11 protein-coding genes are annotated in these 11,956 nt (G+C 52.8%); 3 read left to right on the forward strand and 8 right to left on the reverse strand.

Annotated features, from left to right (window positions below; genetic code table 11):
• Nucleotides 1–29 precede the first annotated feature (29 nt).
• Complete coding sequence (locus RHN82_RS20430) at nucleotides 30–212, reverse strand: hypothetical protein (protein WP_003856825.1); 183 nt, start codon at nucleotides 210–212, stop codon at nucleotides 30–32.
• 191 nt (nucleotides 213–403) lie between these two features.
• On the opposite strand from RHN82_RS20430, the gene RHN82_RS20435 reads away from it, so the two are divergent.
• Nucleotides 404–1,273 (forward strand): crotonase/enoyl-CoA hydratase family protein, encoded by an 870-nt coding sequence (locus tag RHN82_RS20435; RefSeq protein WP_047051533.1) that lies wholly within the window; start codon nucleotides 404–406, stop codon nucleotides 1,271–1,273.
• Here RHN82_RS20435 and pdeR read toward each other — a convergent pair.
• From pdeR to fabI, 4 genes are all read right to left on the reverse strand, one after another.
• Nucleotides 1,270–3,261 carry a cyclic di-GMP phosphodiesterase gene (gene pdeR / locus RHN82_RS20440; RefSeq protein WP_047051596.1) on the reverse strand — a complete coding sequence of 664 codons (1,992 nt, stop codon included), beginning with the start codon at nucleotides 3,259–3,261 and terminating at the stop codon, nucleotides 1,270–1,272. The genes RHN82_RS20435 and pdeR overlap by 4 nt on opposite strands.
• Nucleotides 3,262–3,465: 204 nt before the next feature.
• On the reverse strand, nucleotides 3,466–5,400 hold the full coding sequence (locus RHN82_RS20445; RefSeq protein WP_039270613.1) for an exoribonuclease II: 1,935 nt from the start codon (nucleotides 5,398–5,400) through the stop codon (nucleotides 3,466–3,468).
• An 88-nt stretch (nucleotides 5,401–5,488) separates the two neighbouring features.
• Complete coding sequence (locus RHN82_RS20450) at nucleotides 5,489–6,475, reverse strand: oxidoreductase (RefSeq protein ID WP_047051531.1); 987 nt, start codon at nucleotides 6,473–6,475, stop codon at nucleotides 5,489–5,491.
• Between the two features lie 152 nt (nucleotides 6,476–6,627).
• Nucleotides 6,628–7,416: an enoyl-ACP reductase FabI gene (gene fabI / locus RHN82_RS20455; RefSeq protein WP_003856831.1), complete on the reverse strand. Its 789-nt coding sequence runs from the start codon at nucleotides 7,414–7,416 to the stop codon at nucleotides 6,628–6,630.
• A 393-nt stretch (nucleotides 7,417–7,809) separates the two neighbouring features.
• Here fabI and RHN82_RS20460 point away from each other — a divergent pair, with 393 nt between their 5' ends.
• On the forward strand, nucleotides 7,810–9,156 hold the full coding sequence (locus tag RHN82_RS20460) for a GGDEF domain-containing protein (protein ID WP_047050989.1): 1,347 nt from the start codon (nucleotides 7,810–7,812) through the stop codon (nucleotides 9,154–9,156).
• Nucleotides 9,157–9,158: 2 nt separating this feature from the next.
• On the opposite strand, the gene RHN82_RS20465 is transcribed toward RHN82_RS20460, so the two are convergent.
• Both RHN82_RS20465 and RHN82_RS20470 read right to left on the reverse strand, forming a co-directional pair.
• Nucleotides 9,159–9,980, reverse strand: coding sequence for a helix-turn-helix transcriptional regulator (locus RHN82_RS20465; protein ID WP_047050991.1), 822 nt, complete (start codon nucleotides 9,978–9,980; stop codon nucleotides 9,159–9,161).
• Between the two features lie 47 nt (nucleotides 9,981–10,027).
• Complete coding sequence (locus RHN82_RS20470; protein ID WP_045339884.1) at nucleotides 10,028–10,429, reverse strand: RidA family protein; 402 nt, start codon at nucleotides 10,427–10,429, stop codon at nucleotides 10,028–10,030.
• A 132-nt stretch (nucleotides 10,430–10,561) separates the two neighbouring features.
• On the opposite strand from RHN82_RS20470, the gene RHN82_RS20475 reads away from it, so the two are divergent.
• Nucleotides 10,562–11,152 (forward strand): TetR/AcrR family transcriptional regulator, encoded by a 591-nt coding sequence (locus tag RHN82_RS20475; RefSeq protein ID WP_045339882.1) that lies wholly within the window; start codon nucleotides 10,562–10,564, stop codon nucleotides 11,150–11,152.
• On the opposite strand, the gene sapF is transcribed toward RHN82_RS20475, so the two are convergent.
• Nucleotides 11,149–11,955, reverse strand: coding sequence for a putrescine export ABC transporter ATP-binding protein SapF (gene sapF, locus RHN82_RS20480; protein WP_003856838.1), 807 nt, complete (start codon nucleotides 11,953–11,955; stop codon nucleotides 11,149–11,151). The two genes, RHN82_RS20475 and sapF, sit on opposite strands and share 4 nt — an antisense overlap.
• Nucleotide 11,956 lies beyond the last annotated feature (1 nt).

Below are 11,956 nucleotides of genomic sequence, written 5' to 3' on the forward strand. Positions count from 1 at the left end.
TTTAAAAGGCAAGGGCGAAAACGACGTGGTTACACTTCCCACGGGGCTTTAGGTTGAGTGGATTCTGGAGCGTTATCAGCGCCGTTCTCAGCCAGCAGTTCAGACTTGAGGATCTCAAGATTACGGATAGCAGAGTGATAATCGCCTGCGACAAGAATATCCAGCACAGTATCAATACGCTGTGCCACGGCTGTTGCATCAATGTTAGACATAAGCTCACCCTGAAGCGAAAAGTTAATATTATCAATGATGCAGAAAATTGATTCAAAAGAGAAGGTAAAAAATGCAATAACCAAAGTTCATAAATGAAAGTGATAAATTTGGCCCCCGTATGCTGCGGGTTGTAGGGGTGGATTAGTCTAAAACTGCGCGCAACGCGCTTTTTTATAAGAGGAATTCGACTATGACAGTTATCAACCAGACAACCTGCACATTGTTTACTGATGCTGAACGATTCACTCAACTGGCGGCTTATTATGAAGCCGAACGGCGTACGGTGTGGATGATGTTACGTGCCACGCCACGGCCTTGCTTCAACCATGCGCTGATCGAGGAGATCATGAATCTCTCCTGGCTGGTTCGACAGTCCGGATTTGTCGTTGATTTTTGGGTCACCGGATCGCTGGTCCCGGACATCTACAATACCGGCGGTGATTTACAGTTCTTCGTTGAGTGCATCAAAAACAACCGACGCGAAGCGTTACGCGCCTATGCCCGGGCCTGTGTGGACTGCGTTCATGCCGCCTCAAGAGGGTTTGATACCGGCGCTGTCACGCTGGCTATGGTGGAAGGAAGCGCGTTAGGGGGCGGGTTTGAAGCCGCGCTGGCGCATCATTTCATTCTGGCACAGCGCGATGCCCGATTAGGCTTTCCGGAAATCGCGTTCAATCTGTTCCCGGGTATGGGCGGCTATTCACTGGTGGCGCGTCGTGCCGGCATGAAAATGGCGGAGGCGCTGATCTATAAAGGTGAGTCGCATACGGCGGAATGGTATGAGCAGCATGGTCTTGTGGATCTCTTATTCGAGCCGTTACAGAGCTATGTTTCGGTGCGGACGTTTATCGACACGCTACAGCCGAAGCTCAACGGTGTAAGGGCCATGCTGCGTGCGCGTACGCGCGTTCTGCCACTTCCGCGAAGCGAGCTGATGGACATTACCGAGGATTGGGTTGATGCCGCCTTCTGCCTTGAACCGAAGGATATCGCCTACATGGAGCGGCTGGTCATGCTGCAAAATCGCCATCAGGCGACGGGCTTACGTAAAGCCAGCTAACGGACATTCCTGGCCTGATAGCGCTTTAGCCATCGCTCGAATGCGGCAGCGGGCATGGGCTTAGCAAACAGATAACCCTGCCGTTCGTTGACGCCATTCTTTGTCAGAAAGGCGTCTTCTTTTGCACTCTCCACCCCTTCAGCAATGACCTGCAAATTTAACGCCTGCGCCACGGCGACTATCGCACGCACCAGCGACTGTGAAATGGACTGCTTATGGATATCCCGCACGAAAGACTGGTCAAGCTTAATGGCATCGATAGGGAAGCGCGCCAGCTGCGACAGGGAAGAGTACCCCGTACCAAAGTCATCCAGGTGAATTTGCGCTCCCAGGCGGCTAAATTGCTGGATCACTGACAGGGCCAGCTCTTCATTTTCAATGAGACAGCTTTCGGTCAGTTCCACGTCAATCGGGCAGTATTCAAAATTCAGGTCTTTCAGCGCCTGCTTCAGGTCACTGAAAATGGTCTGGTCCGCCAGTTGACGGGCGGAGACGTTGACCGCGACGCGCAGGTTGATCCCCTTGTCGCGCCATTTTGCTACCTGGCGCACCACATCAAGCATAACCCAGCGGCCCAGGGGCACAATCAGCCCTGACTCCTCGGCGTAGGAGATAAACTCCATCGGCGGGATCAGGCCGCGCTCTGGCGACTGCCAGCGCACCAGCGCTTCCAGACTTCTGACTTCGCCGCGCCAGGTCATTTTTGGCTGGTAGTGAATTAACAGCTGATCGTTATCCAGCGCTTTACGCAGGTTGGTATCCAGCCACAGGTATTCAAATACGCGCTGGTTCATCTCTGGCGAGAAGACGCAGAATTTACCCCGGCCATTTTCTTTGGCGGTGTACATGGCGGTGTCGGCATTGCGAATGACGCTTTCGCGATCGTTACCATGCTGGGGCGCAAGCGCGATGCCCAGCGAGCAGCCGGTGTAAACCTCAATCAGCCCGATGCGGAAAGGCTGACGCAGTCGGGTCAGAATGCGCGACGCCATCGCTTCCAGCGCGCCCTGCGAGGTATCGGTGGCCATCACGATAAACTCATCCCCGCCCAGGCGCGCCAGGGTTTGTCCTTCGTCCAGGCAGCTCAGGATCGCCAGCGCAACGGCCTGTAGCAGCTGGTCGCCAAACATATGCCCATAGGCATCGTTCACTTTTTTAAAGTTATCCAGATCGAGATAAACCACGCCTACCTGCGTGTCACCCCGAGCGGTGATGGCATCGGAGATCAGCTCATGGATGGCGTTTCGGTTAGGCAAACCGGTAATCGTATCCGTATTAGCGAGTACGCGCAGGCGCTCCTGGGCCCGACGCTCTTCGGTTATGTCGGTACCTGAACAGATGAGGAAAATTTCATTTTTCCCGCTGCCGCTGTGAACGAATTTATTTCTGAAGAGAAACAGGCGCTGCCCCTTGCGGGTCTTGATCCAGCGTTCAACCTCGTACGAGCTGCCGTTACGAAAAAAGCCGGTGATGTTTCGTTTGGAGGCCGCGGCTTCGCTGCGGCTCATAAACAGTTTGAACACGTTTTGCCCGATAACTTCCTGTTCCTTCAGGCCCGTATATTCTTCACTTAAACGGTTGAAGCGCTGAATATTCCCGTTCTGGTCGAGGATCACAATCACGGAGTTAGCTTCGGAAACCACCTGTTCGGCGAAGGAGAGCCCCTGCGCCAGGTCCCGCGCCACGGAAGGGGTATCGTTCCAGGCTGATGCCGTTCCTGCCCACTCATTTTTGTTAATTTTACGGCCGACAAGATGAACGGGAACGTCCACACCGTACAAGGGCAGGGTCATGGCAATACTGGAGGTGATCACGGTGAGCTGGCGGATCAGCGCGGCCTGCTCATCATCCAGCGCAACCACCTGAATGATGTCAGCGCTTTCACTGGCAGCAAGATGCAGAGCATTGCTGTCTGCTGTCAGTCGCCACCAGGGGCTATGCGTACCCATGTAACGAAACAGCAAATTCTGCTCCAGATCGTCCATCACGTTTTCTCCCGCGGCTGCTGAGTAGCGCACAAATTATTCATTTGCAGTCGACAATGACGGCTCTCTTTTACTGTAGATAATTCTGGCGAAATGTGGCGATGGGAAACAGAAAAGTGTGAGAAAAAACGATGATTTTGCGGGAGATAATTCAGGTGAGAACTCCCGGCCACCCCTTAACGGAACGGCCGGAAGTTTACGCGGTTATCAGGCGGCAGGGCGCGCGATAATACTGCGGGTTTCCATGCGCACTTCAGCGATGGTGACATCAATCACGTCAGTGACCTTGTAAACCGTTTCGCCTTTAATTTGCACGGTCCCGTTTTCCTGGCTACAAACCAGTTCGTCGCGAACAGCATGCAGGAACGGGGCAGGAATAAAGGCAACGGCGCCATTATCCACCAGACGAACGCGCATGCCGCCGCGGCTGATGTCAATGATTTCAGCCGGGAAACGGGTGTCAGTCCCTGCCTTATCATTCAGGAAGCGCGCATACAACCAGTCGCCGACATCACGCTCCGCCATACGGTTGAGACGGCGACGTTCTGCCATCTGCAATGTCGTATCATCCTGTGGGCGGGCAACTGATTCCCCTTTGATGATCGCTTTCAGCAGACGATGGTTAACCATGTCGCCGTACTTACGGATCGGGGAGGTCCAGGTCGCGTAAGCCTCAAGGCCAAGGCCGAAGTGCGGGCCTGGCTCGGTGCTGATTTCCGCAAAGGACTGGAAGCGGCGAATACGGCTGTCGAGGAACCCTGACGGCTGTGCGTCCAGCTCGCGGCGCAGTTTGCAGAAACCTTGCAGGGTCAGCACTTCCTCAGGATCGACGTGTACGTCATGGGTTTTCAGCAGGGCAGCCAGCGCTTCGGTGTTCGCCGGATCAAACCCGGTGTGCACGTTGTAAATGCCAAAGCCTAATTTGTCGCGCAGCACGCGTGCAGCACAAATGTTGGCGGAAATCATCGCTTCTTCAACGATGCGGTTGGCAATACGGCGCGGCTCAGCGACGATATTCAGCACTTCACCTTTTTCACCCAGCACAAAACGGTAGTCCGGACGATCTTTGAAGACCAGCGCGTGGGTTTGACGCCATTCGCTGCGGCTCAGGCAGACGCGGTGCAGGAGACGAATTTGTGCGGCAATGTTGTCGGACTCGGGTTTCCAGCTGCCCGTGTTCTCCAGCCAGTCGGACACGTCGTCATAGGCCAGCTTGGCTTTGGATTCGATGGTGGCGGCGAAGAATTCAATATCTTCTTCAATGGTACCGTCAGCCGCAATGGTCATCCGACAGGCCAGCACCGGACGTACTTCATGCGCACGCAGCGAGCAAAGATCGTCGGAGAGTTCACGCGGCAGCATCGGAATGTTAAAGCCCGGCAGGTAGTTGGTGAACGAACGCACTTTGGCCATCTCGTCCAGCTTGCTGCCTTCGACAATCCATGCGGTAGGGTCGGCGATGGCGACGGTCAGATGCAGTTTGCCATCGGCTGTCTCTTCGGCATACAGCGCATCGTCCATATCTTCGGTGCTGGCGCTGTCAATGGTGACAAAGTCCAGCGCCGTCAGATCGCGACGTTCCAGACCTTCGTCCTGCATTTCAGTCGCCACGCCATCAGGCGCTTCTTTTTCAAGGTTGTGGCGCGCCAGCGTCACCCACCATGGGACGAAATGGTCGTCGCCGAAGGTAATGTATTGGGTAAGCTCGGCGTAGAAACCGCGATCGCCTTTTAAAGGATGACGGCGCATCTCGGCCACCGCCCAGTCACCCTCAACAAAATCATGCTCAACGCCACGCGCGGCGCGGCACGGAATAGCATCTTTCAGGAGCGGATGATCCGGCACGACAGAAAGACGATCGTCTTTTTTATGCACTTTCCCGACAAAGCGGGTCAGGAAAGGTTCGATCAGTGCTTCCGGCTCGGCAGACTCTCGTTCCTTTTCGGTATGAATAACGGCCGAAATGCGGTCGCCATGCATCACTTTCTTCATCTGAGGAGGCGGAATGAAGTAGCTCTTCTGCCCGTCAACTTCAAGAAAGCCAAAGCCCTTTTCCGTGGCTTTTACGACCCCTTCTGCACGCGGCGTCTGGGAATGCAGTTGCTGTTTAAGCTGCGCTAGCAGCGGGTTGTCCTGAAACATAATGTTCTATTTTCGTAGCCATTGAGCGGCTGACAGTTTTACGCGAATCTCACTGCTACAGCAAGCGCTCTTTAGGTAAAGAGTATGGTTATTCCTCTTTGCCGAGCGCCACGCGCAGACGGTCCAGCCAGCCATAAAATGCATCGCGGGTTAGCAGGTTGATGGCCTTCTCTGGCGAGAGACCTGACCCGGTCAGGGGCGTTAACTGGGCGGCGCTAAAGCGATCCGGAGAGGCGACGAGCAGCGCACGAGCGGCTGAAATCATCGAAGACGCGGGGCCTTCACTTTGTGGATGGTGAAGCAGAATTTCGCCCGTCAGATTAAGCAGCATCGGCTCATGACACAGCACAGGGGTAAGCGCTTCAAGCGCCGGTTCCGCCTGCCAGCGTGAGAGCGCCTCAAGCTGAAGCGCACTGGCATATTTTAGCTCAACCGCGGGTAGCGTGGCGGTCCATCTGCTGAAGCTGACCGGCAGCGTATGGGGCTGAATGTGGTGCCCGGGCAGCCAGCGTACCGGATGGCCAAGCAATGCCTGAAATACCGCGACCACTCGCGCCTGAAAACCGACAAAACCGATGATCTGGTTGATAAGCACAATGTCATACGTTGTGAGTCCAACCTCATCAAGCTGGTTTTGGGCTTTATCATCGATGACATCGGGTGAGCTGGCTAACTGGCGGGCATACTGGGTAATTTCTGCAAGGCGTCGATTGCTTTCCCGGGAGGAGTCCGGCCCCGGAAGAGGGGCGAGCAGAGCAGCGTAGTGGTTACAGAGCCGCTGAACGCCACACGCCTGGGCAACCGTTAATGCCGTGCTCAGCCTGTCGTAGGCGCTGAGCGTATGCAGACGGTTTACGGGAGTATCAAGCGGGAACAAAAGATGACACAGGGTTCGGGCAGGCGTAAGCCAACCAGCACAGCTTGCGAGAATGTCATCGGGCAGGGCTAAATCGAGCAAAAAACGGTCGTCGACGTTAGCGGCTTCGGGCACCAGCGGCAGAACGTCCGTCTGCGAATGATTCGACTGGGTTTCATGATACCAGTGGCCTTTGCCGGAAAAACGGCGTTGTTCCATGGGCGTTCCTTGATCTCAAAATGGCGATCAATATCCTGGCGTAAGGCGGATGAGGGGAAAAATATTGTTAGGTGATAACAAATAGCAGAACGGAATAACGAGGGGCGGGCGGGGGGGAAACTCTCTTCCCTGGCGGGAAGAGAGTGACAAGCTTATTTGATTTCCAGCTCGTTCATTGCAGCGATGTTGAAGCCGCCGTCAACGTGAACCACTTCGCCGGAGATACCTGCGGAAAGGTCAGAGCACAGGAATGCCGCAGAGTTACCCACATCTTCGATGGTAACGGTACGACGAATCGGGGTAACCGCTTCGCAGTGTGCCAGCATTTTACGGAAATCTTTGATACCGGAAGCGGCCAGGGTACGGATTGGACCCGCAGAAATAGCGTTAACACGCACGCCTTCAGGACCCATCGCGTTCGCCATGTAGCGCACGTTGGCTTCCAGAGACGCTTTCGCCAGACCCATAACGTTGTAGTTAGGGATAGCACGTTCTGCGCCGAGGTAGGACAGGGTCAGCAGGGCTGCGCCCGGGTTCAGCATCGCGCGGCAGGATTTTGCCATTGCAACGAAGCTGTAGGAGCTGATGTCGTGGGCGATTTTGAAGCCATCACGGGTAACCGCGTTCACGTAGTCGCCGTCCAGCTGGTCGCCAGGAGCGAAGCCGATGGAGTGAACAAAACCGTCGAATTTCGGCCATGCTTTTGCCAGTTCAGCAAACATGCCATCAATGCTTTCGTCTTGTGCAACGTCACATTCCAGAACAATGCTGGAACCCAGCTGCGCGGCAAATTCTTCAACACGGCCTTTCAGCTTGTCGTTCTGGTAGGTGAACGCCAGCTCAGCGCCTTCGCGATGCATTGCCTGTGCGATGCCGTATGCGATGGACAGTTTGCTGGCAACGCCAGTCACCAGAATGCGCTTACCGGAAAGAAAACCCATAGCTTTAATCCTTATGTTCATTGCTTATTTTGCCTTGTAATTCATAGCGTTACAGGCAGTATTTCAAAATCATTCGAAATTAGCTCGAAATTATAGCCCACTCACAGACCCATGTGTCACGATATTTCTCGCTCCTGCGCCGTGAATGGGCTCACGGAAGAGGTAGAACTGACTCTTCACCAGGCTGTTTCGTGTGTATTTCAGCAGTATATCACCGCACGCGGGGTTCGCCTCATCCAACCAGCGGGCACCGTGACGCCGCCCTCATGCTGATGTGTCCAGCGCCTTTTGCGCAAAATGATCCGTTTAGCCCTTTAAACGCTTTAAAATTGCGCAAGGGTCGATAACGGCTATGCCATTTTGCGTCTTTATCTGTGTGCGGTAAGAAGGAAGATGAAAAATATAACGTTGGCCGAAAAACTGATCATGCTGTCAGGTGCGGTGCTTTTTGCGCTTATGATCGCGGTGAACTCCTTTTGCGTGAATGATAACCCTGGTTTCAGGGTGCCTATGACCACCTATTTGATTGTCATGATTGCGCTGTTCTTTCTGGATACCATTATCTTTATTTTTATCCAGATGCTGTATGCCTCCGACCGATCGCGCTTTTCATTATTCATTCTGAGCCTGGCATTTCTTAGCGGGCTAGTTTATTTCATCGAGACGATCATTGTTATTCAGCTTCCGGAGCACGCTGGTTTTACCCAGGCGGCAAAAACCAACGATACGGCGGTATTCTATTTTTTCCGGCAGCTGAGTTTTATCGTATTACTGGCGCTGGCGGTCCGTGTGGAGAAAATCACGAGACGATCCACGCTCAAATTCCGAAATAAGATCAGTATGACGTTAGCATTAATGATGTCATTGGTTATGTTTCCGATGCTGGCCCATTATCTCAGCAGCTACCATCCGGCCTGGACATTAACGATTGCAGCATACGAAGATGAACATCATTATCCTGTCTGGGATATCAGGTACGTAAATGTTCTGATCCTGCTCTGGTCGGCTTTACTTTGTTATATGATCTCTGTGACACGCCTGGCGTCAGGGATCTGGAACAGTATTATTGTGGTCTGCCTTTCCGCCATTGTTTACAATTTTTTCCTCTTACTGCTTGATACCTACAATCTGTCGCTCTGGTATATCAGCCGGGCAGTAGAGGTCCTCAGTAAATTATTTGTAATTTGTACCTTAATGTTCCATGTCTTTAACCTGTTGAAAATTTTTGGCGATCGGGTTGATCGCGATCCGCTTACTCAGATTTACAACCGTAAATATTTTTATGAGGCACTTCCGCGGGTCCGCTCGCTCAGGACAGAAAAGGGGGCCAGCATTATGATGCTGGACATCGACAACTTTAAGTCGATAAACGATAACTGGGGCCATCTTGTGGGGGATCGCGTGATTCTGGCTGTCGTGGATATTATCAAAGACAGCATTCGCGATAACGACATCTTTGCCCGACTGGGAGGTGAGGAATTTGGTCTACTTCTGCCGGATACCGACAGTAATCAGGCTATTGCCGTCGCGGAGCGTATTCGCCAGAACGTTCAACAGCGCACCGGGCCGGGGTATCATTATGCTCTCCCGGTACAGGTCACATTAAGTATCGGCGTGTGCTCAGCCATTCAGAATAACGTCAACAGCAATGATATTATGCGTGACGCGGACGAGGCGTTGTATGAGGCTAAGCACAACGGTAAAAACAGAATCGTTACCAGACAGGCTGAATGCAGCTGAGGTTACTGGATGGGGATGAACACATCAAAATCGACACGCTCATCGCTGTACGCATTAATTTTCATCAGGTAATTACCGTCGCGCAACGTCAGGCGTTTATTTACCATCGCCTTAACGAAGCCAATCTTGTTAAACGCGCTGTAGCTTTCCCAGCTTCCGCTAAAGGGCATTCTTGCGTATCTCCCCCGCACAATGCAGGATTTTTTATTTGTCACGGTGTCGCTTTGTAAAGCGTACGATATTAATACCTCTACCAGATACGATCGGCTTTTGCCTAACTCGGGGCGGCGGGGCGTCAGAATAATTTTATCGATATCATGGCGATTTTCTGTCAGGAGCTTTTTGATTTTTTTAGTAATATCATGTACCGAGGTATCAAAAAGATGATCGTGCTCGATAATTTCATGCGTATAGACAAACGTTTCATCCAGAAAGCAGACCTCAAGCTCAGGCGTTTCCAGTTCGCTTAATAAAAAAGAGGGCTGTAAGATGTCAAAATTCCACCCTCTGGCACATCTGTACTCAGAGGGTGTCAGCCCCATCATTTTTTTAAAGGCTCTGGAAAATCCCTGGCTGCTCTGGTAATGGAATAAATACGCAATATCCGTCACCGGAATCGACGTCATTCTCAGCATAATGGCGGCACGGCTTAACCTCCTTCGGAGAATATACTCACCTAAAGAGAGCCGATACTTCTCTTTAAACCATGTTTCGATGGTTCTTCTGCTGTATCCAATATCTGCAACCAAATCATCAATGTGTAAAATAGTAAAGTTATTTTCTTCTACCCAGGAGAGAATATAGTTACTGATGCTGTCTTTCATTTGTGCGTCAGTGATAGCTTAACGGTAAATCAGTTTGCTGCCAGATGTTAATTCGCGGGCGTAGGGATCCTGGCGATAACCTTAATTTCGAAATCAAAACCCGCAAGCCAGTTAACGCCTATTGCTGTCCAGTTTGGGTAAGGAGCGTGCGGAAATGCCAGTTTTTTCGCCTCCATGATGACGGGAAACTGGTTTTCAGGATCGGTATGAAACGTCGTGACATCGATCAGATCGTCAAAAGTACATCCTGCGGCTGCCAGAGTCGCCCGTAAATTATCGAACGCCAGCTGCACCTGAGCGGGGAAGTCGGGTTCAGGTGTGCCATCGCTGCGGCTGCCAACCTGACCGGAAACAAATAACAGATCGCCAGAGCGGATTGCAGCTGAATAGCCATGCTCTTCATAAAGGGCATGGCGATTAGCCGGGAAAACGGGGTCACGTGGATGCATGGCTTTTCCTTTTCTGTCAGGGGTATTGTTGTGGTTGCGCAGTAGAAGTAACATACGCGATGTATGTCAAAAATGTAATCCACATACGCCGCGTATGTCAAATTATAATTACCGCTTAATGAAGGAAGTCCCATGGCTACAAAACGTCGCGCTGAAACGGCCCAGGAAAATCGCGAGAAAATGATTCAGGCGGCGCGGAAGGCATTTGCTGAAAAAGGCTATGCCGCAGCGTCAATGGATGAACTCACGGCAAGCGTGGGGTTAACACGCGGCGCGCTATATCATAATTTTAACGACAAGAAGGGATTACTGGCGGCAGTGGTCGCTCAGATAGACAGCGAAATGGCAGCAAACGCAAAAGCGATTGCCGCCGCCGCCGAAGATGACTGGGAGCGACTGCTGGCGGAGGGCATCGCCTATATCAAAATGGCGCTCGTTCCGGAAGTTCAGCGTATCGTCCTCCTTGACGGCCCGGCTGTTCTGGGCGACCCGGCGCAATGGCCGAGTCAGAACAGCTGCCTTGAGTCGACCCGTCAGACCATCGAAAAAATGATGGAGTGCAACGTAATCAAAAAGATGGATGCCAGAGTCGCAGCCCATCTGCTGAATGGCGCCGCGCTGAATGCGGCTCTGCTCATTGCCGCGAGTGATGAACCGCAGAAGACTCTTCCGCATGCCATAGAGGTGTTTACTCTGCTGGCAAGCGGGTTACGCAACGGCTAACGATCTTTACGCCACGCGTCCGCCGTCAATGCTTCACCAAAGTGTCCTGCAATCAGGCGTTTTGTCAGATCGTGGAGCGGGGAGGCCAGCACGTCAGCGGTACTGCCGCGCTCGACAACTTCACCCTGGTGCATCACCAGCACCTGATCGCTGATGTGCTTCATCATGCCCAGGTGCTGAGTCACGTAGATATACGAGATACCCTGTTTTTCCTGTAACTCCAGCATCAAGTTAATGAGCTGCGAACGCATCGACATATCCAGCGATGCCAGCGCTTCGTCGGCGATGATGACCTTCGGGCGCAGGATCAGCGCACGGGCCAGACCGAGACGCTGTTTTTGGCCCGGGGCCAGCATGTGCGGGTAATAGCTGACATGGTCGGGCAGGAGGCCTACCAGACGCAGGGTTTCGACAATCCGTTTGCGACGCGCTTCCGGCTCCAGGTCGGTATTCAACCTCAGCGGGAAATCCAGGATCTGGGAAATACGCTGGCGCGGGTTTAGGGACGTCGACGGATCCTGAAAAATCATCCGGATGCGCTGACTGCGAAAAGAGTAGTCCCCAAATTCCAGAGGATGATCGTCAATCAGTATTTCACCGCCGCTCGGCTCGACCATACCCGCGAGCATTTTTGCCAGGGTCGATTTGCCCGAGCCGTTTTCACCGATAATCGCCAGCGTTTGCTTTTCGCGCAGCGTAAAGCTCAGGGGTTTAACCGCCTCGACGGTCTGACGGTGAAACAGGCCGGTGCGATAGCGAAAGGTCTTACTCAGGTTACGTACTTCCAGTAAGGTTTCGACCATT

The organism is Enterobacter cloacae complex sp. EB5 (assembly GCF_031432835.1).
Taxonomy (GTDB): domain Bacteria; phylum Pseudomonadota; class Gammaproteobacteria; order Enterobacterales; family Enterobacteriaceae; genus Enterobacter; species Enterobacter hormaechei_C.

Coding starts and splice junctions, on each gene's coding strand:
- RHN82_RS20445 (WP_039270613.1), bottom strand. CDS start 5,400: ATGTTTCAGGACAACCCGCTGCTAGCGCAGCTTAAACAGCAACTGCAT.
- RHN82_RS20475 (WP_045339882.1), top strand. CDS start 10,562: ATGGCTACAAAACGTCGCGCTGAAACGGCCCAGGAAAATCGCGAGAAA.
- RHN82_RS20450 (WP_047051531.1), bottom strand. CDS start 6,475: ATGGAACAACGCCGTTTTTCCGGCAAAGGCCACTGGTATCATGAAACC.
- RHN82_RS20430 (WP_003856825.1), bottom strand. CDS start 212: ATGTCTAACATTGATGCAACAGCCGTGGCACAGCGTATTGATACTGTG.
- sapF (WP_003856838.1), bottom strand. CDS start 11,955: ATGGTCGAAACCTTACTGGAAGTACGTAACCTGAGTAAGACCTTTCGC.
- RHN82_RS20465 (WP_047050991.1), bottom strand. CDS start 9,980: ATGAAAGACAGCATCAGTAACTATATTCTCTCCTGGGTAGAAGAAAAT.
- RHN82_RS20470 (WP_045339884.1), bottom strand. CDS start 10,429: ATGCATCCACGTGACCCCGTTTTCCCGGCTAATCGCCATGCCCTTTAT.
- RHN82_RS20460 (WP_047050989.1), top strand. CDS start 7,810: ATGAAAAATATAACGTTGGCCGAAAAACTGATCATGCTGTCAGGTGCG.
- RHN82_RS20435 (WP_047051533.1), top strand. CDS start 404: ATGACAGTTATCAACCAGACAACCTGCACATTGTTTACTGATGCTGAA.
- fabI (WP_003856831.1), bottom strand. CDS start 7,416: ATGGGTTTTCTTTCCGGTAAGCGCATTCTGGTGACTGGCGTTGCCAGC.